Origin of the sequence: Paenibacillus oleatilyticus (assembly GCF_018998565.1) — a bacterium.
Taxonomy (GTDB): domain Bacteria; phylum Bacillota; class Bacilli; order Paenibacillales; family NBRC-103111; genus Paenibacillus_G; species Paenibacillus_G oleatilyticus.
The window spans coordinates 28,007-54,521 of record NZ_JAHNZO010000001.1 but is presented as its reverse complement, the minus strand read 5'-3'; the positions used below and the strand labels follow the sequence as shown (position 1 = coordinate 54,521).

The window sequence follows — 26,515 nt, the reverse complement described above, 5'->3', positions numbered from 1 at the left end:
ACAAAGTTAGTCAGGTTCATGTATTGGTATGTACTAACATATGGGATAGGCCTCTTCATCGGCACGACGGATGTCCCAGTCGGAATAATTTTGACGTGGCCCTGATTTTCGCACAAACGAAAACCTGCCATCGATGGATGACAGGCTGCCGGTGTAGCCGGAAAAATTTTTATCGCACAGAAAAGAACAGGCGTATAACCTTGCCAAGCTTTTACCCATATACTGGACCAATGCAATGGTTAATGGGTATGCAAATAGGATGCATATTCCAGCGGACGCTTATAAACCGCGTCTTGGCCGGAGAACTGGTCATAGATCTCTTTTTGCGGCTTTCCGTTCACCTCGATGATCCACAGCCGATCGTCGTTGTCCAACGCAAAATCGACGCTAAGCTCGCCCAGATGCAGGCCAGTACCCGACTCTACGGTTTCCGCGGCTCTCAGACTGATGTCGCGTATCGATTGAAGGAAGGCGTCGACCTTCTCCTGCGGGTACAAATGGCGAAGCACTTCTTCGGACAAACAAATTTGAGCGCAGATGCTCGTATTAAAGCAGCCTTTGTTAGCGATCCGGCTGACGACGTTCGTGACCGACCATACGCCCGACTCGTCTTTTTGAACAAGCGCCCGGATATCGAATACTTGTTCATTCCATTGCTGCAAATCGATCCCTTGTTGGATCAGGTAACGGGCGGACCCAAGAAGTTCGTCCAGCTTCGTTTGGTAGTGCGGGACGTCTGCAGCGATCAATTGTGGCAAAAAATAATGCTGGCTCATATGAATCTCTCCCGATTCCTTCGCCTCGACACGGTACACCCCTTTCCCCTGATATCCGCAGCAAGGCTTCACATACAGTACTTTATGAGTTCCCAGCAGCTGTGCCGCGGTCTCCCGGTCATAAAGAACGGTTTCGGGCAAATACGGAGCGAGCGGTTGGCTTAATAGCTTATAGATCTCGTATTTGTCGAATCGATTTTGCTGATTGAAGCATTTGTTGCTCCCGATGACGGCCTCGAGCCTTTGAATGGTCGTCTTTTTCGTCGTGTAGCAGCGGTTATATACCACTTCAGGGAAAGGAAACCGGTGCTGTACCCACTTCCAGTTCGAATGATGAAGGCCGAGGATGCTTTTCCGTTTCCAATCAATCTCGGACGGCGTGAAACAGAATAGTCTCATATCAGCAGTTTTGCGGGCAAGATATTTTTTTAGAACATACATTCTCTGCCTGGGGTTCGCGACCATGATACCGAAGGTTATGACAGTACGGCTTTTCTTCTTCATATGCGCTCTCCTTTATCGCTATAAAGTGAGTTGTAAACAAGGTATGTAGCCGCATTGAAAATGCATGGACAACAATACAATTGGATAGAAAACAGGCGTCTACATGAGACTGCAGAAAAAAAGTTAGGAATATATGGGCATCCACCCTGTCTAAAGGCGGTCGTAATGAGTACATTGTTTGTGAAATCAAAAAGGAGAGTGAATACGTATGGGTAGAATACCGGGCCCTCCAGGCCCTCCAGGACCGCAGGGTCCACAAGGACCACAAGGACCGCAAGGTCCGGCAAGGATCACCTCATTTGCTTTTCTGTGCAGTACGGTAGACCAAACCATTGCTGCAGCGTTAACCCCGGGTGGGCAAGGCGGGGTCGTCTCGTTCAATAGTTCTCTCGTCAATGGCACGGCGATCAGTTTTACCCCGACCTCCACAATTAACATTCTCGAAACCGGCATTTATCACATCAACTGGGAAGTGTTCCCGACACCGGGCAATAACGCGTTCGGATTATTCTTCGATCCGGACGGTGCGGGTCCGGCTCCGGCAACCCTGGTCCTGTGCAGCAACTATGGCACCAACGCAGGAAACCAGCCTTACACGGGGCAGGTCGTTACTAACTTAACGGCTGGCGGCGTACTGACGCTGCATCGGATTGACAATATGGGGGCTCTGACCCTGCAAAGCACCATCGGAGGCGGCACGCCGGTGGTAAGCGCATCGCTTTATATCGAGAAGCTAACCTGACGGGCGGACTAAGAATCGCGCCAGACCCCATCGATACCCGTTAGGGAAGAGCGTAAGCGGCGTTTCCGCGTAGAGCGGGGCGCCGCTTTATGCTGCCTTGCTGCAGCAGAGAAGCTTGGCAGGCCGTTCCGCAATCTGTCACAAAAAAGAGGTTGATTCCTTTCCAGCGGAGTGCTATATTGTATGTGTAACCGGTACCACATACTTGAACAGGTGAGAATTATCATATTTTATAAAAATGAATTAGCAGTATATGCTATTTTTTTTAATCGATATGTAACCGGTACCACATAGCAGGGGTGAGGAAGTATGGCAACCATTCGGGATGTAGCCAAGCTGGCGGGCGTGTCCGTTGCGACGATTTCCCGGTATTTGAACAAAAGCGGCTATGTGAACGTGGAAACGGAGCAGAAAATCAAAAAAGCCATCGAAGCGCTGAACTACGAGCCGAATGCGGTGGCCCGGGGATTGGCCGGAAAGAAGACGAACACCATCGCCTTGATTCTTCCGGATATTTCCAACCCCTTCTTTCCGGAGCTGGCCCGGGCCGTCGAGGATGTTGCCTCGATGTACGGGTATACGGTGATTTTGTGCAACTCCGACGACGAAGGGGTTAAGGAGAAGTCCTATATTGAGGTGTTGAAGAAAAAATATATCGACGGCATTATTTTTGCTTCCAATACGCTGGATTCCGCGGATGTCGAGCAGATGACCAAGAAAGGCATCCCCGTCGTTTGCCTCGACCGGGTGCCGCCGAAGCAATCGTGCAGCGTGGTCCGCTCCAAAAATCGGGAAGGCGCGAAGCTGGCCGTCGAGCATCTTCTAGGCATGGGCTGCCGGAAAATCGCCCACATCTACGGCCCGCAGGAATTCATTACGGCCAAGGAGCGGCTGGCCGGGTATGAGGAGTCCGTGAAGCATTTGGACTGGTATTCGCCGACCTTCATGATCCAGGGAGACTTTCGGATCGAAGGCGGAATCCGGGCGACGGAGCTGCTGATGGAGCGCCATCCCGATGTGGACGCGATTTTTGCTGGGAACGACCTGATGGCGGTAGGCGCGCTCAAGGCGCTTCACCGGATGGGCGTGCAAGTGCCCGGGCAAGTGGCGGTATGCGGCTTTGACGGCATCGGCATGACGGAGATTACGCAGCCGGAGCTGACGACGGTCGCCCAGCCGATCTATGAGATGGGCGCGCTTGTCTCGCGGATTTTGATCAAGAAAATCGAAGGCACGCTGGAAGCGGACCAGACGTATGAGCTGGACGTCGCGCTCGTGCCCAGAGAGTCGACCTTAAGGAGGAACGGACATGAAAGCTCCTAAAATCGTTGTGATCGGAAGCTTGAATATGGATATTGTCATCGAGGCGGACCGGTATCCGCAGCAGGGGGAGACGATGCTTGGACACGGCATCCGTTTTCTTCCCGGAGGAAAGGGCGCGAACCAGGCCGTGGCGGCGGCCCGACTGGGCGCGGCCGTGACGATGGTCGGTGCGGTCGGTACCGACAGCTTCGGGCAAGAGCTGGTGAAAGCGCTGCAAGCCGAGAACGTGGGCATGGATACGGTACGGGTCGCGGAGCAAGCGGCTACAGGAGTTGCCAGTATTTACGTTTGTCAGGGAGATAACAGTATTGTCGTCCTGCCGGGTGCAAATCATACGCTGCTGCCCGCGCATATCGACGCTTGCCGGGAAGTTATCGCCACGGCGGACATTGTGCTGCTTCAGATGGAAATTCCCGTGGATACCGTTGCGCATGCGGCACAAGTGGCGAAGGCTTGCGGGTGCACGGTCGTATTGAACCCCGCCCCGGCGCAGAAGCTGCCGGAGGAATTGCTGCGCAACGTCGACTATATTACCCCGAACCGGACGGAATTGGCCTTGCTGACCGGGCGTTCCGCGGAGGGCGGCGAATTGGAAGCCGCGATGCGGGAGTTGGCCGGCATGGGCGCCCGGCACGTGATCACGACGCTCGGCGCGGAAGGCTCCGCGTTTATGGCGCAGGAGAGTACGCTGACCCGCGTTCCCGGATATGTCATGGAGGTCGTGGATACGACCGGGGCCGGTGATTCGTTTAACGCAGGGCTGGCTTATTCGCTTGCTTTGGGACAAAGCCTAGAAGAAGCCGTATCGTTCGCGGCCAAGGTTTCGGCGCTTGCCGTGACGAAATTCGGGGCTCAGCCGGGGATGCCCACGCTGCAGGAAGTGCTCGATTTTAACGGGTGAGCGGAGGGGAAACCATCATGAAAAAAATCGGAATCATCAACAGCGAAATTTCCGAAGTGATCAGCAAATTGGGCCATACGGACACGGTAGTCATCTGCGACAGCGGACTGCCGATTCCCGATCATGTGCGGCGGATTGATTTGGCTTTGAAGCAGGGCGTGCCTTCCCTGCTGGAGACGCTGTCCACCGTGCTTGAAGAGATGGAAGTGGAGGCCGCGTTCGTTGCGGACGAAATGGAGCGGGCCAGCCCGCGGTTCCAGCAGGAGCTGGAAGCCGTCATGAAGGGCATCCCGGTTCGAACGGTCAGCCACGAGCAGTTGAAGAAGCTTACGCACGAAGCGAAAGCGGTTATTCGGACAGGCGAATTTACACCATATGCGAACATCGTTCTGCAGGCCGGCGTGATCTTTTAAGAAAGGAGTGGCCGTCATGACGACATACCTGCTGGAAATGAACGACATCAGCAAGAGCTTCCCGGGCGTCCGCGTGCTGGATCAGGTAACGTTCAACCTGACCGGCGGGGAAGTGCACGCGCTGATGGGGGAGAACGGCGCGGGGAAATCGACGCTCATGAAAATCCTCGGCGGCATTCACCGCAGAGACGGCGGAACCGTGATCCTGAAGGGGACGCCTTGCGAGATCGCTTCTCCTTCCATGGCGCAAAGCTTGGGCATTGCCATGATTCATCAGGAATTGAACTTAATCCCGCATTTGACGGTGATGGAAAATATTTTTCTCGGGCGGGAATTCACTTACGGCCGGAGCGGGATGATCAATTGGAGCAAAATGAGGCAGGAATCGGTTCGCTTCTTGTCCCAGCTCGGCTTGTCCATCGATCCCGGCATCATCGCAGGCGAGCTGTCCGTCGGACAGCAGCAAATGATCGAGATTGCTAAAGCGCTTTCCATGAATGCGGAAATTCTCGTGCTCGACGAGCCGACGGCGGCGCTGACCGACCGTGAGATCGAAGCGCTCTTTACGGTGATCGAATCGCTCAAAGCCAAGGGCGTCGGGATGATCTACATCTCCCACCGGATGGAGGAAATTTTCCGCATCTGCGACCGGGTCACTGTCATGAGAGACGGGCATACGGTAGGGACGGACCGCGTAGCGGATACGAATATCGACAAGCTGGTCAAAATGATGGTAGGTCGGGAAATCAAAGACCGTTTCCCAAAAATCGACGTTGCCGTCGGCGAGCCTAAGCTGGAGGTTAACGGCCTGTCGCTGCCGGGCAAGCTGCAAGACATTTCCTTCGCCGTACGCAGCGGGGAAATCGTCGGCATCGCCGGTCTGATGGGGGCCGGCCGAACCGAGCTGGCCAAAGCCTTGTTCGGGGTGACGCCGGCCCGCCAGGGAGAAATCCGCGTCGACGGCCGGCCCGTCGCCATCCGCAAGCCGGTCGATGCGATCCGCGCGGGCATCGCGCTGGTCACGGAGGACCGCAAGGACGAAGGACTGTTGTTGAACTTGTCCGTGAAGGACAACATTTCGCTGCCTAATTTGAAGGACGTTTCCTCATTCGGGTTTGTCAGCCGCAGCAAAGAAACCGGCATCTCGGACCGGCTCATCTCGCAATTGCTGATCAAGACCCCGAACGGCGAGCAGAAGGTCGGCTCCCTGAGCGGCGGAAATCAGCAGAAGGTCGTGATCGGCAAGTGGCTCGAAACGAATCCGCAGGTGTTTATTTTGGACGAGCCGACCCGCGGGGTGGACATCGGCGCGAAGAAGGAGATTTACGATTTGATGAATCAATTAGTCTCCCGAGGCGTAGCTATTCTGATGATTTCGTCGGAGCTTCCGGAGGTTCTCGGCATGAGCGACCGCATTCTGGTGATGCACGAAGGCCGGATTGCCGGAGAGTTCGCCCGAGGGGAAGCCACGCAAGAAAAAATTATGCACTGCGCGACAGGAGGAGGAAAGCATCATGCAAACGGAAGCGAAAGCGGGCGGTAAGCGGGCAGGCAAAGCGTTCAGCCTGGGTCCGCTGCTCGGACTCGCCTTAATCGTCGTCGTTTTGTCGGTGATCAACAGCGACTTTTTGACCGTGACCAACATTTTCAACGTGCTTAGGCAAATTTCCATCAACGCCTTGATCGCGTTCGGGATGACGTTCGTTATTCTGACCGGAGGAATCGACCTTTCCGTCGGAGCGGTTCTGGCACTGTCCAGCGCGTTTACGGCGGGTATGATGGCCTCCGGCATGAATCCGTGGCTGGCCATGCTGATCGGCCTTGGCTGCGGAGCGGTGTTCGGTGCTGTCAACGGCTTGCTGGTCACCAAAGGGAAGGTTGCTCCCTTCATCGCGACTTTGGCGACCATGACCGTCTACCGCGGCCTGACGCTCGTCTATACACAGGGCCGGCCGATTACGGGACTGCACGAAGATTTCGCCATCATCGGGAAAGGGTATTTTCTCGAAATTCCGATGCCGATCGTTTGGATGGTCCTGACCTTTATCATCCTGTTCATTATATTGAAATATACGACCTTTGGGCGGCGCGTTTACGCGCTGGGAAGCAATGAGGAAGCGACTTGGCTTTCCGGGATCAATACTTCCAGAATCAAAGTCATGGTTTATTCGGTAAGCGGATTATTGGCAGCTTTAAGCGGAATTATACTCACCTCCAGACTCAACTCCGCGCAGCCGACGGCAGGCACCTCTTACGAGCTTGATGCGATTGCCGCGGTTGTCCTCGGAGGAACCAGCCTATCCGGCGGACGGGGCTGGCTGGTGGGGACGCTGATCGGCGCCATGATCATAGGCGTATTGGACAACGGTCTGAACCTGCTGAACGTTTCATCCTTTTATCAGCTGGTCGTGAAGGGCGCCGTCATTCTGATTGCGGTGCTGCTGGACCGTTCCAAAGCCGCCAAATAAAAAAAGCAAAGGGGAAAAGTAACATGAAAAAAATGTACATGGTTCTGTCGCTGCTGCTGGTATTCGTCATGGTAGCCGCCGGCTGCTCCACCAAGTCCAATCTGGAGGGCGGAGCGAAGACGGCCGAGCCGAAGAAAGAGGGAGGCGCCGCTTCCGGCAAAACAACCATCGGTCTCTCGATTTCCACACTCAATAACCCGTTCTTCGTCACGTTGAAAGAAGGCGCCGAGAAAGCGGCGAAGGAAGCCGGAGCCGATCTGGTCGTCGTCGACGCGCAGAACGATACCTCGAAGCAAATCAGCGGCATCGAGGACCTGATTCAGAAAAAAGTAAACGTTATCCTGATTAATCCGACCGACAGCGTAGCGGTAATTACCGCGGTTGAGGCAGCTAACAAAGCCAACATTCCGGTAATCACCATCGACCGCGCGGCGAACGGCGGTCAAGTCGTCTCGCACATCGCATCCGACAACGTCAAGGGCGGACAGATGGCCGGCGACTACATTCTTAAAGCAATCGGCGGCAAAGGCAACATCGTTGAGCTGCAAGGCATCGCCGGAACCTCGGCAGCCCGCGACCGCGGCAAAGGCTTCCACAATGCCGTGGACGGCAAAGACGGCGTGAAAATGGCCGCTTCCCAGCCGGCCGACTTCGACCGTGCCAAAGGGCTGTCCGTTATGGAAAACATCCTGCAAGGGAATAAGGACGTTGCGGCCGTATTCGCTCACAACGACGAGATGGCGCTGGGCGCGCTGCAAGCGATTCAAGCCTCCGGCAAAAACATTGTCGTCGTCGGCTTCGACGCGACCGACGATGCGGTGAAAGCCGTAAACGAAGGCAAAATGGCCGCGACGGTAGCGCAAAAGCCGGCAGCCATCGGCGATGTAGCGGTAAAAACGGCCGTGAAGGTAACGAAAGGCGAGAAAGTGGAAGCTTCGATTCCTGTTGATTTGGAACTGATTACAAAAAAATAAGCCATAGCGTTTAGCCAAAAGAAACGCTTTATATGGAAAGAGGACGATCCCCGGAGCGGAGCAAAAGCCACGGGATTGTCCTCTTTTTTCTATTCCTCCATTCTATGTTATGGTATAATAATCCAATCACAATAGAATGGCTTTATGGGCGGTCGGCTAACCTCTCGGAAGGGAGGTGATGCCAATGGACGTGAAAGACGTTATGATTATAGTTATTAGCTCTAGTGGACTTTTAATTGCTCTGCTAACGCTGATTATAAAGATCATCGAACTTTCGCAGAAAAAGAAATAGACCGCCCTCTCGCAAAGGTAAACGGTCTATTCTTCGGCATACCCTTTGAAGCCAACCGCCCTTAAAAGCGGCTATTGTGATACGTGAGGGGAATGTTAGATGTTAACGGCATCTGCATTCCCTTTTTAGTATGTGCTAAAAATTCAGTTGTTAATGCCAAATAAAGTACTACACTTTATTTTACTCCTGTTTTATGGTCCAGACAATACCTTTTGAATATATTTCTGTGCATTAAACTGAATACTTTGCTCCTTTTTTATTTTCTCAAAAAAGATGAGTTTTTTCGCAAATGGAATGCGACACAACGCTATTTTTATTAATCCTGCTTACCATTCCGCCGAATTTGTCTCGAAGCTTGCGGCTGATCGGTATATAATGGATACGGAAACAGCGATGGATTAACATAGGAAGAAAGGCGATGGAATAATTTTATGTCGATGCGCAAGCTAAAAATATTGACGATCCTGCTTCCGCCTCTGGTCATTGGCGGATTCGAGTATATACGCCACGACTTTCTGCTGGACGTGCTGTCCATGGAGACGGGCAATTTCTACATGACGCTGCTTACACTGCTGCTTTCGTTCTTGTTCGGCAACTGGATGTTCAACCGCATCGAGGCCATGAACGCAAAGCTGGCCGTCGAGCAATCGAAGCGGGCGGTATACGAGGAGCGCGAGCGGCTCGCCCAAGAGCTGCACGACAATATCGCGCAAATTTTGTTTTTCCTGAACGTGCAGTTGAAGAAAGGGCAGATCGAAGAGGCGCGCTCGGCCGTTTCCGAAATCGACCACCATCTGCGGCAGGCGATCTTCAATCTGCGGACGGCGCCCGAGGAAGGAGCCGACTTCGGCTCGCGTCTGCGGACATGGCTGGAGGAATGGAGCAGCATGAGCGGCATCGCCGTCAATCACAGCATTACCGTTCCGGAGGAAGGGATATCGCCGTCGGCGGAAGTGCCTTTGTTCTCCATTATCCGGGAGGCGTTCACGAACATTCGCAAACACTCGTATGCCGACCACGCAGAGGTGGAGCTCGGCCCGACGCAGGACGGACGAAGCTGGAGACTGCGCATAGCCGACGACGGCAAAGGCATGGAGGGCGATGCCGGACAGCGGCCGAACCGGTACGGGGTATCGATTATGCGCAAGCGGGCGCAGGAGCTGGGGGCGGAGCTGGAAATCCGGGCGAGGGAAAGGCAGGGGCTGGAGCTGATCGTGACCGGACCGCTGCGGGAGGTGAAGCTGTGATGATGAATTACCGGGTGCTGATCGCCGACGATCATCCGTTAGCCCGCCGGGCCATCCGTACGCTGATCGACGGGGAGACCGGCTTCGAATGGATTGGGGAAGCCCGCAGCGGCGCCGAGGCCGTCGAGCTGTGCGGCCGGCTTTTGCCGGACCTGGTGCTGATGGACATTCAGATGCCGGAAATGAGCGGCCTTGAAGCGACCAAGCGGATTAAACAGCTGTATCCGCACATCCGCATCGTTATGCTTACGGTTTCCGACGACGTGGCCGATCTGTTTACGGCCGTAAGGCATGGGGCCCAAGGCTATCTGCTCAAAAACATGGACCCCGACGACTGGATTGCCTACTTGCGCGGCTTGCTCGACGAGAACAGCGAAATTTCCCGTGGCATGGCAGACCGGCTGTTCCATTCGTTCCGTTCGGCCGGGGAATCTGCGGCCAGCGACATCGGGCCGGGCGTGCTTTCCCAGCGCGAATGCGAGATCCTGAGCTGCGTCGCCAGCGGGCAGAGCAACCGCCAAATCGCCGAGACGCTGATCATTACGGAGAATACCGTCAAGAACCATATCAAGAACATTTTATCCAAGCTGGCGCTGGACAACCGGGTGCAGCTGACCGCTTATGCGGTGCGTCACGGATTGACACAGATCGGACAAAAACAAGGGGGAAAATAGCCCGGTCGAGCCATTCTTTCGATAAGCGGTTTACGATACAGTACAGTAGGATAAACTGATCGCTTATAGAGAAAGGGGCTTTTATTTATGAAAAAATGGCGTTTTGCGCTCGCGCTCGGCCTGCTCGCTTCCATGCTTGGTGGAGGCTTTGTCAGCGCGCATGTCACGGTGCTGCCGAAAGAGACGACACAGGGAAGCTATGAGAAATTTGCCGTTCGGGTGCCGACGGAAAAAGATATTCCGACGGTAAAAGTCGAAGTGAAGTTTCCACTGGACTCCGTATCGATTTCCCGCTTCGAGCCGAAGCCGGGCTGGAAATACGAGCTGACGAAGGATGCGAACAATAAAATTACCGGCGTAATATGGACGGCTACCGGTGAAGGCTTGGGCGCCACGGAATTCGGCGAGTTTTACATGCAGGGCAAAGTAGCCGATAACGCTACCGCGATTACGTGGAAGGCGTACCAGACCTACAAAGACGGCAGTATCGTCGAATGGGTAGGCGCCGACGGCTCGGACAAACCGGCTTCCGTGACGAAAGTGAACGCAAAACCGGCCGGAGCCGGAACGGACAGCCACGGCCATACGACGGCGCCTGCGGCACCGGCGGCCGATAAGGCTGCATCCGAAGCTCCCACCGCGTCCCAAACGCCGCTTTACTTGTCCATCGCGGGCGTCGTGCTTGGCGCCGCAGCGCTGATCGTTTCGCTGATGCGCAGAAAAGCCTAGCCGTCAACTATCTGACGGCTATCATGCAAGGCCCGTTTCCTTCGTTCCGATAGGAAATGGGCTTTTTGGCTTGTCTTTTCCCCCGAAAAACGGTTAAACTGGTGAAAACGCCATTCTAACTACACCACGTCAAAAAAAGGAGACAGCCATAGGATGCCGTCAAAAATTTTGAAAGAATTTAAAGAATTTGCAATTAAAGGGAATATGATCGATCTGGCGATCGGGGTGATCATCGGAGGCGCGTTCGGCAAAGTCGTCACGTCGATCGTTAACGATCTGGTCATGCCTCCGATCGGGCTGCTGCTCGGCAAGGTGAATTTCACGGATTTATTTATTAGCTTGGACGGGAAGTCCTACGAGACGCTTAAAGATGCTAAGAATGCAAGTGCAGCCACGTTTAACTACGGATTGTTCCTCAGTACGCTGCTCGATTTTATGATCGTCTCGTTCGTTATTTTTATCGCCGTCAAGCAGATCAACCGGTTCCGCCGCAAAGAAGAGGCCAAGCCCGACCCGAAAGAAAACATCAAGGAATGCCCGGAATGCTTGTCAGAAATCCCCAAAAAAGCATCCCGCTGCAAATACTGCACCGCCGTTCTCGAAGCTCCGGCTGCGGAACGCGCTTAGCCCCCCTACAGCTCAGACAGCCTGTGCTCCTGCTTGAAATCTTAGGGAGCCTGGCTTTTTTCTTAAGAAATAATTCAGAAAAACCTCCATTTGTTCTAAAGATATTTTGGATATCCTAAGTACATCGAATCCCATTGGACGAAACAAACGGACTCTTACATTCGTTTTAAAAGTAAATGATTGAAGGGTAACAAGGTTCGAACAACGTCTAAATGGTTAAATTTAGAGCAACAAGGAGGGCAATGCATTCATGAGTTTCCACGCCAGCGTTCAAGAAAAAGTGCTTTTTTTAAATAAATTTTTTCAATCTCCCCGAGAAATGGGCAGCGTTACGCCCAGCTCCCGATTTTTGGCCCGGGCGATGACCAAGCCTGTTCCCTGGGCTCAAGCGCAATATGTGGCGGAACTCGGAGCCGGAACTGGCGCATTAACCCGGTTCATCCGCCAAGCCAAGGGACCGAAGACGAAGGTGCTGCTGTTCGAAAAGGAACAGGTGCTGAGGGAGCAGCTAGCCGTACAGTTCCCGGAGTTCTCCTGTCATGCCGACGCCTGCAGTATGGGGCAAGTGCTGAATCAGCAGGGGATCGAGGGACTGGATGCCGTCATCAGCGGTTTGCCCTTCTATAATTTCCCGCAGCAATTGCGCGACCGGCTGATGGAGCAAATCACGTCGTCCCTCAAGCCGGGCGGCCGGTTCATCGCGTTTCAATATTCACTGCAAATGAAGTCTCAGCTCGAACAATACTTTGACATCGAGACGCTCCGTTTCGTTCCGTTTAATTTTCCTCCTGCATTCGTGTATGTGTGCCGGAAGCCGGGGGGAACGCCACAATGACTTACGATACGCTGATGCTGTGGATCGGGCAGTTCGGGTATTTGGCTTTGTTTTTCGCGCTATGGCTCGGCATTGTAGGGATGCCGATTCCCGACGAAGTCGTCGTCATGACCGGCGGTGCAGTAACGGCCAGCGGCCTGCTGCACCCCGTTCCGGCCTTTCTTTTAACCTATCTCGGCGTCGTATCGGGGTTATCGCTCGGATACGTGCTCGGCCGGTACGCGGGCACCCCGGTACTGGAGCGGCTCCGGAAAAAGAAGAAAATGGATAAAGCGATAGAGATGGCAGAAAAGCTCAATCAAAAATACGGAAGTCTGGCCTTGATCATCAGCTATTTTTTCCCCGTTGTCCGCCACGTCTTGCCATACCTCGTAGGAATGAACAAAATGTCCTTTCGCCGCTATGCTCTCCTTTCCTACACGACGGGGTTCGTATGGACTTTCGCCTTTTTCTTCATTGGACGGCTGACGGCCGGTCACGCTCAAGAAATCGGCATGCTCATCTATAGCTACGGGCTCAAGCTGCTGTGGATTCCGCTGGCGCTTGCTGCCGCATGGGGCCTTGTCAAGCTCGCACAGCGCAAAAAATTGCAGGAGGGCGGTTCGATTGGAGCAGGCGAACAGCGTACTGGTAGCTGACGACGATCCGGATATCCGGGATATTATTCAAATTTATTTGCGGAACGAAGGCTACCGCGTACTGGAAGCCGAGGATGGATTGCAAGCCTTGAAGCTGGCCGAACGGGAGAAGGTAGACATCATCATCTTGGATATTATGATGCCCCAGATGGACGGCATTCGCGCGTGCGTGAAAATCCGGGAGAAAAGCGACGTTCCCATCATTATGCTGTCGGCCAAGGGCGAGGATCTGGACAAAATCACCGGCTTATCGACGGGCGCGGACGACTACGTCGTGAAACCGTTTAACCCGCTGGAGCTGGTCGCTCGGGTCAAGGCCTGCCTGAGACGGCAGCACATGATCGGTAAGAAGACGGAACGCGGCCGGGTGGAGGTCGGCGACCTCGTCGTTGATCCGGCCCGTCACTTGGTGACGGTTCGCGGCAAAAAGGTCAATCTGACGCCGATCGAATTCGCAATACTGGCTTTGCTGGCGAAAAACCGGGGCCAAGTGTTTTCCGTTGATGCGATTTATGAGCAGGTGTGGAAAGAAGGCGCTTTCCATTCCGACAATACCGTCATGGTGCATATCCGCAATCTCCGGGAAAAGATCGAAGACATCCCGCGGGAACCCCGGTATATCAAAACCGTATGGGGAGTGGGTTATAAAATTGAGTAGGGTGCGTTTGCCGAAATGGCCGTTTTTGGTAACCCTTCGCGTGAAGCTGATGCTGACCTTCGTCGGATGCCTTATGCTGAGCACGCTAGCCTCGACTTTATTGGAATGGGGTTACCAAGAAATTCAGCCGAACGATTCGGACAATTACGAATCGATCCGAAGGACGGTGAATGAACGGCTGGACAACCTCGACAAGAAATGGGCGGCCTTGAGCGCAGTAGATTCGGATGAACGGACGGCAGCTTCGCTGGTGGAACAGGCCGGACAGGGAGGCAAGCTGAGAGCATACGTAACGGACGAGTCCGGACGTGTGCTTTTTCGCTCTTCCGAAGCGCTGGAAAGCAAGCTGAGCTTGTACGAGCTGCTGATGTCGGCCAAACAAGCGAACAACAGGCAGCCGGGCGCGGCGTACACGGCGGTGCTGCCGGCGCAGTACCGGGGTCAGGCCGTCTATTTGATCGTTTCCAGCAAGCTGGTTCCGCAGCCGGGGAATGGGTACGAGACTAACGAGGTATTGTTCAAATTTTTACTGTTCATCGCTCTGTTCGTGCTGTTCTTCTATGCTCTGACCTGGCGCAAAATGAGGCAGATTCGGTACATCAACCGCGGATTGAACGAAATCGCCCACGGCGAGCTGTCCGTGCGGCTGGCGACGAACAGCCGGGACGAGCTTGGTTTGGTCGCGGCCAATATCAATTCCATGGCGGAGCAACTTGCCCGGCAGCAGGAGAAGGAGCGGCGTCTGGAAAAATCGAAGATGGACTTGATCACGAATGTCTCGCACGATTTGCGGACTCCGCTAACAAGCGTCATCGGATATTTGAACCTGCTGATGAACCCTGCTCAAACGAATGCCCCTGAGCGGGAACGGTATTTGACGAGCGCTTACAATAAAGCCAATCAGTTGAAGAAGCTGATCGACGACTTATTCGAATACACCCGGCTCTCCGGGGGGGAGGCCAAGCTGGAACGGCGCGAGATCGACATTCACCATTTGCTGGAGCAATTGGTCAGCGAATTCGAGCCGATTGCGGAGCAGCGTCAGATTGCCATCGAATGCCGGCTCCCGGAAGCCCCGCTGTATGTTGTTGCAGATGCGGAAAAGCTCGTTCGCGCGCTGGATAATCTGCTGATGAACGCCGTTAAATATTCCGTCGCCCCCGGCCGCGTAACCGTGACGTTAGCGGCCTACCCGAAGCGCACGGCCATCGAATTCGAGAACGAAGGCCGATCGATTACGAAGGCGCAGGAGGAGCTGCTGTTCGAGCGGTTCTATAAAGCGGACGAATCGCGTACGGGAGATCCGTTGCCTGACGGCGCAGGACTCGGGCTGTCGATCGCGCGCAACATTGCCGAGCTGCACGGAGGACGGCTGGCGTTCCGGCACGAGCAGGGGCGGTTTGTTTTTCGCCTGGAGCTGCCTCTGAACGAGTAAAGCCGGGAACTTTGCCGGTTGCAATAATTTAACAAACAAAAATTCCGTATGTTCTTATTGACTTTACATGAATAATTTTGTACACTAACAACGTTTCATACCATTGAATCGAAAATTTCATTTAATTTCATAGAAGCACTTCTTATCAAGAGAGGCGGAGGGACAAGGCCCGATGAAGCCCGGCAACCGTTCCTTTACAGTTCGGAAATTCAGAATTGTAGGAAATCAGGTGCCAATTCCTCCAGAACCCGACCAAGGTTCTGGCAGATGAGAGGGACATGAGTTAAACCGCTAACCCTGTACCTCGTCGTGCAGGGTTTTTTGCGCTAAGCGAACGGGCCGGTTTAATGAACAAGGGCTGTTTATTCCGGGGAGGAAAAAGATTTGATTCAGTTGAAAGGCGTTATGAAAAATTACGATGTCGGGGGCAGGCAGGTTACGGCGCTGCGGAATATCGACTTGACGATCCGCAAAGGCGAGATCTTCGGCATCATCGGCCATTCGGGGGCAGGTAAAAGCACACTGATCCGCACGATCAACATGCTGGAGCGTCCGACTGCCGGGGAAGTCGTCGTGGACGGCGTCGAGATGACGAAGCTGGGGAACGCGAAGCTTCAATTGGAGCGGCGCTCGATCGGAATGATTTTTCAGCATTTTAACCTGCTGTCATCCGCGACGGTAGCCGATAATATTGCGTTCCCTTTGCGGCTCGCCAAGCTGCCGAAGGAACAGATCGCCCGCAGGGTGGAGGAGCTGATCGGACTCGTCGGATTAACCGGCCACGGCAGCAAATACCCGGCGCAGCTGTCGGGCGGCCAGAAGCAGCGGGTCGGTATCGCCCGCGCGCTGGCGACGAATCCGAAGGTGCTGCTGTGCGACGAGGCGACGTCGGCGCTCGATCCGCAGACGACCGGCGCGATTTTGTCGCTGCTGCTGGATATTAACAAGCAGCTCGGGATTACGATCGTCCTGATTACGCACGAGATGAACGTGATTCGCACGATTTGCGACCGGGTGGCGGTCATTGACGGCGGAGAGATTGTGGAAGAGGGACCGGTGACCGATGTGTTCCTGAAGCCGCAGCATCGGACGACCAGAGAGTTCGTCGCTCAAGTTTCCGATGTGGCTGCAATCGGACTGGAGACGTCCGGGAGCGCAGCGGCAGGCAATCGGACGCTTGTCCGGGTGACGTACATCGGCGAACAGACCTACCAGCCGGTATTGTACGAAACGATGCGCGAGACGAACGTGCCGTTCGTCATCCTGCAAGGGACGGTATCGAAGCTTAAGGATACCCCTTACGGACAGCTTGTCGTAGAGCTGCAGGGACAGGAAGGCGGCGCAGAGCAGGCTATCGCTCTGCTGCGGGGCCGCGGATTGGATGTGGAGGTGATTCAGCATGGATGAACTGCTTAATCTGGATTGGGGAGCAATCGGAGAGGCGACCTACGATACGTTGACGATGCTCGGTCTGTCCATGGTGTTTACCGTGCTGATCGGTCTGCCGCTCGGCATCATCCTCTTCGTCACTTCGCGGGGGCAGCTTCTCGGGCAGCCTGTGGTGTATGCGCTGCTATCGCTCGTGGTCAACGTGCTGCGCTCCGTGCCGTTCGTGATTCTAATGATTATGCTTATCCCCTTCACCAGACTGGTCGTCGGTACGTCCCTCGGGGTATCGGGCTCAATCCCGCCGCTCGTCATTGCCGCGGCACCGTTCTTTGCCCGCCTGGTGGAGACGTCGCTGCGCGAGGTGGACCGCGGCGTCGTGGAAGCCGCGCAATCGATGGGCGCGACGTACTGGCAGATCGTATCGCGGGTCATGCTGCCCGAGGCGCGTCCGGGCTTGATCGCCGGGGCGACAATTACGGCGGTTACGCTAGTATCGTATACGGCCATGTCGGGGGTTATTGGAGGCGGCGGTCTGGGCGACCTGGCGATCCGCTTCGGCTATCAGCGTTTCCAAACGCTCGTGATGATCGTCACGGTGCTTCTCCTGCTGGTGCTGGTTCAAATCCTGCAATCGCTGGGCGACCGGCTTGTCCGGAAGTTTCAGCGAAAATAAGGATTTTTATATACAAAGCAAATCGATACTATCCTATACAAAAAGGTGGAGGAATCTTACTTATGAAAAAAATGATGATTACCGCATTGTCCGTCGTAATGGCCTTCTCGCTGGCTGCTTGCGGCAGCAAACCGGCTCCGGAGCAAACCGGAGGAGCGACGCCGGCACCCGAGAAAAAAGAAGTGACGCTGAAGGTCGGCGCTACTGCCGCGCCGCATGCGGAAATTTTGAATTCCGTCAAAGCGAAGCTGAAAGAACAAGGCGTCAACCTGGAAGTAAAAGAATTCACGGATTATGTGCAGCCGAACGTACAGGTGTTCGAGAAGCAGCTGGATGCGAACTTCTTCCAGCACACGCCGTACCTGGAGCAATTCAACAAAGACAAAAACATGAATCTCGTTACTGTGACCGGCGTTCATATCGAACCGTTCGGCGGCTACTCGCAAAAAATTAAAAAGATCGACGAGCTGAAAGACGGCGCAACCGTTGCAATTCCGAGCGATCCGTCCAACGGCGGCCGCGCGCTCGCGCTGCTGGAGAAAAACAACCTGATCAAGCTTAAAGAAGGCGTTGGCGTCAAAGGAACGGTCAGAGACGTCGTCGAAAACAAGAAAAACCTGAAGTTCAAAGAGCTGGAAGCTGCTATGCTGCCGCGTACATTGGGTGAAGTTGATCTGGCGCTCATCAACACGAACTACGCGCTCGAAGCGAAGCTGGTACCGACGAAGGATGCGCTGTTCATCGAATCGAACGATTCCCCGTATGTGAACATTCTCGTATCCCGTCCGGACAACAAAGATTCCGACGCGATGCAGAAGCTGGCTAAAGCACTCACGTCCGAAGACGTGAAGAAGTTTATCGAAGACAAGTACAAAGGCGCAGTCGTGCCTGCGTTTAAATAAGCAATAGCGATAAGATGAGCGGGGCCTTAGGGTCCCGCTTTTTCGTGCTTTCCGCCAATTAACTTGAAATTATCCGCGGTAAGTCGTATTCTGCTTACGAATGGACTGGAAAGGATCTCCTGCCTTGATGACAGAACAGTTTAGATGATCGGAACGTCGCAGTTGATGAAGCATTTTGAAAGGGGAAAAAACAACCGATGAATACGTCAGCGAAAGAAACAAAGCTTTTGCACGAGGTTAAAGCCGCTGTGCTGCATGTCCGGGATTTGCCCCGCATGGCGGCTTGGTACGCCAGGCTTCTGGGTATGCCGCTCCAGCCTCTGGACGACGAAAAACCGTTTTGCGAGTTCGACATGAACAATCAGGTCAACCTGATGCTGGACGATCACCGCAATATAAAGGGGCAGGATCAATATCCGATTTGCATGATGAGAACTGCGGATATTGAACGGGCTCGCGCATACGTCCAAGAGAACGGGATTACGATCTCTCAAGATGTGCAGCGTCCCCATCCCGGGCTCGTGTATTTCCATATTGTCGATTCGGAAGGCCATGAGATCATGATCGTACAATCGGAGTGGGTCAATCCGAATCCGGTGCGGCAGACCGTCCCCGATCATCCGATCCAAAACCGCATCAACAGCGTCGTGATCCCCGTGACCGATCTGAAAAGAGCGACCGAGTGGTACGGCAAGCTGCTCGGCCAGCAGATCAAGCCGGATCGTCAGGATGGCGGGCCGATTTATTGGTTCGATATGCCGAACGGTACGGGAATTTTGCTCGACGATAACCGCAACAACCGAGATCTTGCAGCGCTGCCGACGTTTATGCTCAAAGCTGCGAATATCCATGAAGCTTGCGCGTTTGTTCGGAGCACCGGCATGAAAATCGTCCGAGATGTGCAGTTCGACCATTATTTTATCGTCGAGGACCCGGAAGGTAACGCGGTGATGATTTGTCTGTAATCGATGCTTCCTCTGATTTGTCACGCATTCGAGAGATTTGATATAATTGACATAATGATATTATCGATAGCAGAGGTCGTGACGCATGCAAAGCGAAAGACAGCCCTTGTACGTGCAAATTCAGGAACACTTCAAGCAGCTCATCTCCTCCGGCAAACTGGCCGACGGGGACCGGATTCCTTCCGAGAAGGAGCTGATCGCGAGGTTCAACGTCAGCCGGATTACGGTAGCCAATGCGCTTGCCCAGCTCGCCAAGGACGGCTGGATTTATCGCATTCCCGGACGCGGCAGCTTCGTCGGCAGGGGAGAGGGCGCTTCGATCAGCCCTCAAGCGGGCGGCATACAGGCCGAGAAGGGTGTACAGGATACTGCGGCCGGAGTGCGCAAAATGATCGGTCTCCTCATCCCGTCCATGGCCGACTATTTCGCGCTGCGGCTGGTGCAGGGAATCGTGAACGAGCTAAACGATACCGGCTATTATCTGGCCACCGTCCTGACGCACAATTCCAAGGAGAGGGAGCGGGAAGCGATTGTCGAGCTGACCCGGATGGGGGCGGCCGGCTTGATTATTTTCCCGGTCGATGCAGAGACGTATAACGAAGAAATATTGGCGCTCAAAATGAACAAGTTTCCATTCGTGCTAATCGACCGCTACTTGCCCGGGGTGGAAACCAATTTCGTTTGCTCGGACAGCGCGCTTGGCGCCAAATTGGCCGTGTCGCATCTGTGGGAGCTCGGGCACCGGAAAATCGCCATCTGTTCGGACTCGCCGCTGCCGACGGTTTCCGTAGACGAGCGCATCGCCGGATACATGGAGGCGCTGAAAGAGCAAGGAGCGATGATCGATCCTTCGCTGATCTTGACGGACTTTCGGATCGACGACGTCCTGTTGGACGAGCATCACCCGCTGTACCGGCATTTGCAGAGCCAATCGGCCACGGCTTATATCGCGCTCAACGCGAAGCTCGGCATTCATATCGCGATTCTGGCCCGGCGGCTCGGGCTTCGTGTGCCCGACGATCTGTCCATCCTGACGTTCGACGATCCTTCCCCGGGGCTGGAAGAGCCCGGACGGTATACGCACGTTGCCCAGTCGGAAGGGGAGATCGGAAGCAAAGCCGCGGAAATCTTGATCCGGCTGCTGGAGCACCCGCAGGACAAAGAGAAGGACAATGGGCAGTACACGAAAATTATCTTAAGACCGGAGCTTGTCGTAAGAGGGTCGACCGGTCCCGTAAAGCCGACCTAGCTTCGAACGAATCCGCGGCAGATTGCGTAGCAGTAGCGGAACTTTAATGTAATAGCTGTCCTCCCCATCATGCTGCGTTTGCAAGTCTCGGTCAAGATTCATGCTTGGCGGGGGCTTTTTGCCGTGTGTGTAATTCAAATTTTATAGCAAATATGCATATTGATAATATATTTGATATATCGTACATTGGAGGTATAACTTAGCGATAGAAAAGGAGAACGGACATGAGATTCGTACAAGAAAAGCTAGAGCGCCGCATCAACGAATTGGCGCACGCCAGATACCGGGATCGCTTCCCGTTGACGGGCATTCGCATTGTGGAGCAAGCCGCTTCCCCGCAGGAGGCCCGGGAGCAAGCCGGAGCACCGGTTTCGGTCGGCATCCGCTGGGGAGGACGCGACCAGACCGCTTGGTTCGTGGGCGCACTGACGTTCCCGGAGGCATGGAAGGATCGGGATGTCGTAGGCCTGATCCGGCTCGGCAATACGGGGGGAGGCAATTGCAGCGGCTACGAGGCGCTCGCTTATTTGGACGGGGAGCCGGCGCAGGCGCTGGACCGGAACCATGGGGAGCTGTTTATCCCGGCCGAAGCCGTCAATAAGGGCGGCACGGAGCTGATCATTCAAGCCTGGAGCGGCCTGACGCCGCCGGACGCGGGACATCAGCCGTTCGATCACCGGATCGACGAGCTGGATCTCGCTTGGCTGGATCCGGCCACGGACGACTTGTACTATACGGCGCTGCACGTGCTGCAAGCGGTGCGCTGCCTGGAGGACCGCAGCAGCGAGAAGCACGGCATGCTGACCGCGCTCGACGATGCGATCCAACTGCTGGATTGGCGCGCGCCGGGCTCGGAGGCTTTTTACGCTGCGGCGGAACAGGCTTTGGCGCTGCTCAAGCAGCGGCTGGAAGAGCTGCCGCGCGGGGCGCGTCCACAGGTGACGGCGGTCGGACACTGCCATATCGACGTCGCCTGGCTGTGGAGATTGAAGCATACGCGTGAGAAATCCGCCCGCTCCTGGTCGACCGTGCTGCAGCTGATGGACCGCTACCCGGAATATATCTTTTTCCAATCCCAGCCGCAGCTTTACGCTTATTTGAAGGAAGATTATCCGGCCATCTACGAGAAAATCAAGCAGCGCGTGGCAGAGAACCGCTGGGAAGCGTCCGGAGCGATGTGGCTGGAGTCGGACTGCAACATTCCTTCCGGCGAATCCCTCGTCCGGCAACTGCTGTACGGCAAACGGTTTTTCCGCGAAGAATTCGGCGTGGACAACCGGATTTTGTGGCTGCCCGACGTGTTCGGCTACAGTTGGGCGCTGCCGCAAATTTTGAAGAAGGCCGGCATCGATTATTTTATGACGACCAAAATCAGCTGGAGCCAGTATAACCGCTTTCCGCACGATACGTTCCATTGGCGGGGCATCGACGGTACGGAGCTGCTGACTCATTTTATTACGACGCCCAACAACGACGGCAGCTGGTACTACACTTACAACGGCAACGTGACCGCGTCCAGCGTACAGGGGCTGTGGGACAACTACCGGCAAAAGGAATTGAACGACCAACTGCTGCTCGCTTACGGATGGGGCGACGGAGGCGGCGGACCGACGCGCGACATGCTGGAGGCGGTGCGGCGCTTTGAGGACATGCCGGCGATGCCTCAGGTGCGTCAAGGCCGGGTGGAGGAGTTTTTTGAAGCGCTCGATGACCGGGTATCCGATCACCCAAGGCTGCCGTTATGGGACGGGGAGCTGTACCTGGAATACCACCGTGGCACGTATACGTCGCAAGCCTACAACAAGCGGATGAACCGCCGGATGGAGGCGCTGCTGCACCAAGCGGAATTCGTCAACAGCCTTGCGATGCTGCTGAACGGCGAGCATGCGTATCCGGTTGAAACGCTGCGGAAGAGCTGGATCATTACGCTCCGCAACCAGTTCCACGATATTATCCCGGGCTCCTCGATCGGCGAAGTATACGAGGATAGCCGGGAAGAATACGCAGAAGCGGAGCAATTGGCGGTCGCGGCTTTGGAGCAAGGCACCCGGGCGATCGCAGGCGATCGTGGGCAAGATGGAGCTGTGGCGAACGAGGTTGTCGGTTATCGGGTGATCAACCCGTTAGGCTGGGAACGGTCGGCGCTTGTGGAAATTCCTTTGGTCGCCCTTCCAGCTTCTGCCGGGCAATTAGCGTGGTCTTTGCCAACCGGCGAAGCGCTGGAAAGCCAGCTTGTTCGCGGCGCCGACGGACAGCCCGTCTCGATGCTCGTTCATACGCCGAACGTTCCGGCATTAGGCTATACGACCATCGTCGGCAAAAGCACGAACAGCACTCCGGCGGCAAGCAGCGACGTGTGGAGCATCGGCGACCGGCTGCTGGAGACGCCTTTTTACCGGATTGAGCTGAACGGCAGCGGCCAGATCGTATCTCTGTACGATAAGCAGAATGCGCGGGAAGTACTCAAGCCGGGCGAAGCGGCCAACGTGCTCCAGGTATTCGAGGATAAGCCGATGGCGCACGACGCTTGGGATATCGACATCTACTATCAGGAGAAGAGCTGGAACGTTGAGGAGCTGACCGAAGCGGTTGTGGAGGAGCAGGGACCGCTGCGCGCCGTGCTTAAGCTTGTCTGGCGTTACCACCGCTCCGTCATCGAACAGAAAATGACGCTCTATCGTAACCATCCGCGCATCGATTTTTGCACCCGGGTCGACTGGCGCGAGAAGCAGCACCTGCTCAAGGCGGCGTTCCCGGTCGATGTGCGGTCGACGAAGGCGACGTACGAGATCCAATTCGGCAACGTCGAACGGCCGACGCACTGGAACACGAGCTGGGATTGGGCGCGGTTCGAATCGGTGGCGCAGCGCTGGGTCGATCTGTCCGAAGGGGGCTACGGCGTCAGCCTGCTGAACGATTGCAAGTACGGCCACGATATCCGCAATCATGTGCTGCGTCTCAGTCTCATTAAGTCGGCGGTATCGCCCGATCCGGAAGCCGATCAGGGGCTCCACGAATTTACGTATTCGCTTTATCCGCATAAAAACGGCTGGCTGGAGGCAGACACGCATCGTCAGGCGTGCGAGCTCAACATGCCGCTGCTTCCGGCGCAGTTGACCGGAACGACGCATACGGACGGTCTTCCAGAGCAGTTGGGGCTGTTCTGCGTCGATGGTTCTCATGTCATGATCGATACCGTGAAAAAAGCCGAGGACGACGAGACGTTCATCGTCCGTTTGTACGAGTACGGCGGCATTCGGGGAGATGTCCGGTTTGGCGTGGATGCGCGGATCGGGGAGCTCGTCTCTGTGGAAGAGACGAACTTGATGGAGGAACAGCCGCAAGCGGTGGAGCACGGCCCGCACGAGGTTAGGCTGTTCATGAAGCCGTACGAGATCAAGACGCTCCGGATCGCTCTGAAAGCTTAGCGCGAAGCCCATTTTTAAGTGCGAACGCACCAGCAAGTGCTGCCTTTCATAAACTGAATTTGACTGTATCCCTAGACCTTGTAATGAAACCAAAACCCGGGCAAGGAGGGGTGACACTTTGAAAGGCAGCGATCAATATATTTAAACCCTTATAAATAAAGGGTTTATTAATTAAAATAAGTGATTTGATGCAAATTTGATGCAATTCGGCATCGATTTATGTTATACTCGCATCAATCACTTTTTTTATTTGTTTGGAGGGTTGCATGTATGGGTGCGGGGAAAATTTATAAAAATGAGAAGGCCAAGAAGAACCCGTATTGGTTTCAAATCATGGTTAACGGCAAAAGAGTAACCAGAAGAGGTTTTAGAACAAAGGGTGAGGCGCAAAAGGCTCGTGATGAACTTTCTACCCAATTGAACAAAGGCGAGTACATAGATCCTTCCAAGGCATTATTTCGAGACTACTTTTTAGAATGGCTCGAGAATCGAAAAAATTTGGCCGATTCTACTGTAGATATGTACGACTCATATTTCAGGAATCATATTGATCCGGCCCTTGGAAAGATCCCTTTGTCCAAAATCACTCCTACAGACATACTAAACTTTATCAAGACCTTAAGAAATACGAAGACAAAATCAGGAGAGAACTTGTCCGATGAAATGGTAAAGAGGGTGTATTCGACAGTTAATACCGCTCTGAATTCAGCTGTAACGATGGAGATTATCCAGAAAAACGTCGCTTCTAAGATTCCTAAACAAGATAAACCTAAAGTGGTTCGGCAAGAACGTCAAATTTGGAGCAATGATTCAATTAGGGTTTTTCTTAAAAAAACTAAAGGGGAAACCCGTTATTGGATTGCAATATTTTTGGCTGTAATGACGGGTATGCGTCAAGGAGAAATATTAGGTTTGAAATGGTCAGACATTGATTTTGATAAATCTGTTCTATACGTCCGCCGCAGTCTTAAAAAAGATAAAACAGGTTTCACAAACTTGAAAACAGCAAGCAGCCGACGAACGATCAGTTTAGCGCCATATACAATAATGTTACTCAAAGAACAGCAAGAAAAAATCGCCATGGAGAAAGAATATCTCGGTGATGATTACCAGGACAACGACCTAGTCGTTTGTACGAGCAAAGGAACGCCAGCAAAGGCTACAAGGGTACTTCATGCATGGAATCGTCTTTGCGAAAAATTTAAGCCAGAACACGAACCACGAATTACATTCCACGATCTCCGGCACCAAAGCGCAAGCATCATGCTAAACGATGGTACAGATACACGAGTTGTATCTGGTCGCCTTGGCCACTCTACAGTGACGACAACACTCGACGTTTATTCTCACTTGATACCGACAGCACAAGAGAATGCTGCCGTCGCGTTAGAAAAAACCTTAGGATTTAATGTTGAGCAGCAGCAGGAATTCTTACAATAAGTGAACCCAAAACGGGAAAAGTTGAGCCCCACACGGTCATTTTCCTGTGTTATATTGTAGATGTGAAAGTTTGAGATCGGCACCAAGGAATAACAATTAATTCCTCGGGCAAATTAATGACGCTCTAGAATCGATTTTAAGGCGAACGTCTGTTCGGAGATGCAATCCTCGGACAGTACCTGAAAATCACGTCACAGGGCAAATATGAAGGCGACAGCATCAAAATATCACGAACCAGCCTAAAGGACACTCTCAACCGAGGGTGTCTTGTCTTATATTTGGATACTCCTCTCCTCCCTAAAAGGCAGTTCATCATCATACTGACCTATCCGCCAGGGCAAAGGCGACATAGGAGAACTGCGCCTCCAACCAATTGTGACCTCAGCGATTGATTTAAGGAGAGGATCGAGGGCGCCAGCCGCTCGCGTCATAAAGTAGCGGTAAGATCGTACATATTTGCGAAAAAGAAGGAAATACCTTCCTAAATAGAGAATTTTCTGAGTTAGGGAGGAGGTGTAGTTTTGGATACTAGAGCGTACAAAGTATTTTTTCATTTTGGACATGAAAGTTTGACATCGATCCATGCTGATGATGTTCAAGAAATATTTGACATGATCAAGCAGCAAAAAAATGGTTGGCTCGAATTGCAAGGGGAACTGATTAATCTGGATAATGTTACTTACATTAGTTACAAAAAAAGAAGTATTTCGAGATCCGTTTAGGCACCCTTCGAGGTGCTTTTTTTATTGACCAAAATTCTGTACAAGGAGCGATATCTTTGAAAAAAATCTTTGCTGTTGTCCTTGCTGCTGCTCTTATTGCCATTCTTCCAGCCTGCGAAAGTATGGATCGAGCAGTTAAAACATGGAACGCAGAACAAAACGGCGGCCTCGATCGCATTATGAAGGTATACAGTTACCAAGGGCAACTCCTCGCCACATATGAAGGCAAGTTCGATATTCAATCGAATACTGACCAAAATGGCGGCACGACCGGCTCCAAGATCCTTTTTGATCTAAACGGAAAGCGACACATCATTTACAACGCAATTGTGATTGTTGATGAGAAATAAAAAAGATCGGCCCAAATGAGCCGACCAATGGGTATATGAACCTATTACGCTCGAATCTTAGCACGAAAGGAATGTTCCTGTAAATGGATATTGTCTGCAAAGGCTGCGGCAACAGCGGCACAAATCACTTCAGCAACGACGGATTCTGTATATGCTCAATA

Annotated in this window: 25 protein-coding genes and 1 riboswitch; of the genes, 24 read left to right on the top strand and 1 reads right to left on the bottom strand. The window is 53.7% G+C overall.

What is annotated here, in order from left to right; genetic code table 11:
* Window positions 1-239: 239 nt before the first annotated feature.
* Window positions 240-1,280, bottom strand: a complete 1,041-nt coding sequence (locus tag KQX66_RS00280) for a YheC/YheD family endospore coat-associated protein (RefSeq protein WP_216788458.1) — start codon at window positions 1,278-1,280, stop codon at window positions 240-242.
* Between the two features lie 208 nt (window positions 1,281-1,488).
* Here KQX66_RS00280 and KQX66_RS00275 point away from each other — a divergent pair, with 208 nt between their 5' ends.
* From KQX66_RS00275 to KQX66_RS00165, 24 genes are all read left to right on the top strand, one after another.
* A complete protein-coding gene (locus KQX66_RS00275) occupies window positions 1,489-2,022 on the top strand; it encodes a collagen-like protein (RefSeq protein ID WP_216788457.1) in 534 nt (177 codons plus the stop codon).
* A gap of 309 nt (window positions 2,023-2,331) precedes the next feature.
* Window positions 2,332-3,345: a LacI family DNA-binding transcriptional regulator gene (locus tag KQX66_RS00270; protein ID WP_216788455.1), complete on the top strand. Its 1,014-nt coding sequence runs from the start codon at window positions 2,332-2,334 to the stop codon at window positions 3,343-3,345.
* Entirely contained in the window at window positions 3,332-4,246 is a 915-nt protein-coding gene (gene rbsK, locus KQX66_RS00265; protein ID WP_216788450.1) for a ribokinase, read from the top strand. The genes KQX66_RS00270 and rbsK overlap by 14 nt, the downstream gene beginning before the upstream one ends.
* Window positions 4,247-4,263: 17 nt before the next feature.
* Window positions 4,264-4,659, top strand: coding sequence for a D-ribose pyranase (gene rbsD / locus KQX66_RS00260; RefSeq protein WP_216788448.1), 396 nt, complete (start codon window positions 4,264-4,266; stop codon window positions 4,657-4,659).
* A gap of 16 nt (window positions 4,660-4,675) precedes the next feature.
* Window positions 4,676-6,202 (top strand): sugar ABC transporter ATP-binding protein, encoded by a 1,527-nt coding sequence (locus tag KQX66_RS00255; protein WP_216788447.1) that lies wholly within the window; start codon window positions 4,676-4,678, stop codon window positions 6,200-6,202.
* A complete protein-coding gene (locus KQX66_RS00250; RefSeq protein ID WP_216788446.1) occupies window positions 6,174-7,127 on the top strand; it encodes an ABC transporter permease in 954 nt (317 codons plus the stop codon). Before KQX66_RS00255 ends, KQX66_RS00250 begins: the two co-directional genes overlap by 29 nt.
* A 23-nt stretch (window positions 7,128-7,150) precedes the next feature.
* A complete protein-coding gene (gene rbsB / locus KQX66_RS00245; protein WP_216788445.1) occupies window positions 7,151-8,101 on the top strand; it encodes a ribose ABC transporter substrate-binding protein RbsB in 951 nt (316 codons plus the stop codon).
* Between the two features lie 178 nt (window positions 8,102-8,279).
* A complete protein-coding gene (locus KQX66_RS38140) occupies window positions 8,280-8,393 on the top strand; it encodes a putative holin-like toxin (RefSeq protein WP_368858138.1) in 114 nt (37 codons plus the stop codon).
* Between the two features lie 431 nt (window positions 8,394-8,824).
* Window positions 8,825-9,640, top strand: a complete 816-nt coding sequence (locus KQX66_RS00240) for a sensor histidine kinase (RefSeq protein ID WP_216788444.1) — start codon at window positions 8,825-8,827, stop codon at window positions 9,638-9,640.
* Window positions 9,640-10,314 carry a response regulator gene (locus tag KQX66_RS00235; protein WP_216788443.1) on the top strand — a complete coding sequence of 225 codons (675 nt, stop codon included), beginning with the start codon at window positions 9,640-9,642 and terminating at the stop codon, window positions 10,312-10,314. The genes KQX66_RS00240 and KQX66_RS00235 overlap by 1 nt, the downstream gene beginning before the upstream one ends.
* Before the next feature lie 87 nt (window positions 10,315-10,401).
* Window positions 10,402-11,043, top strand: coding sequence for a YcnI family copper-binding membrane protein (locus tag KQX66_RS00230; protein ID WP_216788441.1), 642 nt, complete (start codon window positions 10,402-10,404; stop codon window positions 11,041-11,043).
* A gap of 165 nt (window positions 11,044-11,208) precedes the next feature.
* Window positions 11,209-11,670, top strand: a complete 462-nt coding sequence (mscL, locus tag KQX66_RS00225) for a large conductance mechanosensitive channel protein MscL (RefSeq protein WP_216789642.1) — start codon at window positions 11,209-11,211, stop codon at window positions 11,668-11,670.
* Window positions 11,671-11,920: 250 nt separating this feature from the next.
* A complete protein-coding gene (locus KQX66_RS00220; RefSeq protein WP_216788439.1) occupies window positions 11,921-12,505 on the top strand; it encodes a class I SAM-dependent methyltransferase in 585 nt (194 codons plus the stop codon).
* Complete coding sequence (locus KQX66_RS00215) at window positions 12,502-13,143, top strand: DedA family protein (RefSeq protein WP_216788436.1); 642 nt, start codon at window positions 12,502-12,504, stop codon at window positions 13,141-13,143. The genes KQX66_RS00220 and KQX66_RS00215 overlap by 4 nt, the downstream gene beginning before the upstream one ends.
* Window positions 13,112-13,801 carry a response regulator gene (locus KQX66_RS00210; RefSeq protein ID WP_253956828.1) on the top strand — a complete coding sequence of 230 codons (690 nt, stop codon included), beginning with the start codon at window positions 13,112-13,114 and terminating at the stop codon, window positions 13,799-13,801. Before KQX66_RS00215 ends, KQX66_RS00210 begins: the two co-directional genes overlap by 32 nt.
* 1 nt (window position 13,802) lies before the next feature.
* The gene (locus tag KQX66_RS00205) at window positions 13,803-15,236 is read left to right on the top strand and encodes a sensor histidine kinase (RefSeq protein ID WP_308647077.1); all 1,434 of its coding nucleotides are present in this window, start codon (window positions 13,803-13,805) and stop codon (window positions 15,234-15,236) included.
* Window positions 15,237-15,375: 139 nt separating this feature from the next.
* Window positions 15,376-15,510: riboswitch (SAM riboswitch) on the top strand.
* Between the two features lie 110 nt (window positions 15,511-15,620).
* Window positions 15,621-16,643, top strand: a complete 1,023-nt coding sequence (locus tag KQX66_RS00200; RefSeq protein WP_216788432.1) for a methionine ABC transporter ATP-binding protein — start codon at window positions 15,621-15,623, stop codon at window positions 16,641-16,643.
* Entirely contained in the window at window positions 16,636-17,298 is a 663-nt protein-coding gene (locus tag KQX66_RS00195) for a methionine ABC transporter permease (protein WP_010493954.1), read from the top strand. Before KQX66_RS00200 ends, KQX66_RS00195 begins: the two co-directional genes overlap by 8 nt.
* A 62-nt stretch (window positions 17,299-17,360) precedes the next feature.
* Window positions 17,361-18,200: a MetQ/NlpA family ABC transporter substrate-binding protein gene (locus tag KQX66_RS00190; protein WP_216788429.1), complete on the top strand. Its 840-nt coding sequence runs from the start codon at window positions 17,361-17,363 to the stop codon at window positions 18,198-18,200.
* Between the two features lie 197 nt (window positions 18,201-18,397).
* Window positions 18,398-19,165, top strand: coding sequence for a VOC family protein (locus tag KQX66_RS00185; RefSeq protein ID WP_216788425.1), 768 nt, complete (start codon window positions 18,398-18,400; stop codon window positions 19,163-19,165).
* Between the two features lie 85 nt (window positions 19,166-19,250).
* Window positions 19,251-20,414 carry a GntR family transcriptional regulator gene (locus tag KQX66_RS00180; protein WP_216788424.1) on the top strand — a complete coding sequence of 388 codons (1,164 nt, stop codon included), beginning with the start codon at window positions 19,251-19,253 and terminating at the stop codon, window positions 20,412-20,414.
* Between the two features lie 224 nt (window positions 20,415-20,638).
* Window positions 20,639-23,842 (top strand): alpha-mannosidase, encoded by a 3,204-nt coding sequence (locus KQX66_RS00175; RefSeq protein ID WP_216788423.1) that lies wholly within the window; start codon window positions 20,639-20,641, stop codon window positions 23,840-23,842.
* 270 nt (window positions 23,843-24,112) lie between these two features.
* Entirely contained in the window at window positions 24,113-25,282 is a 1,170-nt protein-coding gene (locus KQX66_RS00170) for a site-specific integrase (RefSeq protein WP_216788422.1), read from the top strand.
* Between the two features lie 778 nt (window positions 25,283-26,060).
* Window positions 26,061-26,354 carry a DUF5052 domain-containing protein gene (locus KQX66_RS00165; RefSeq protein WP_253956827.1) on the top strand — a complete coding sequence of 98 codons (294 nt, stop codon included), beginning with the start codon at window positions 26,061-26,063 and terminating at the stop codon, window positions 26,352-26,354.
* Window positions 26,355-26,515: the final 161 nt, after the last annotated feature.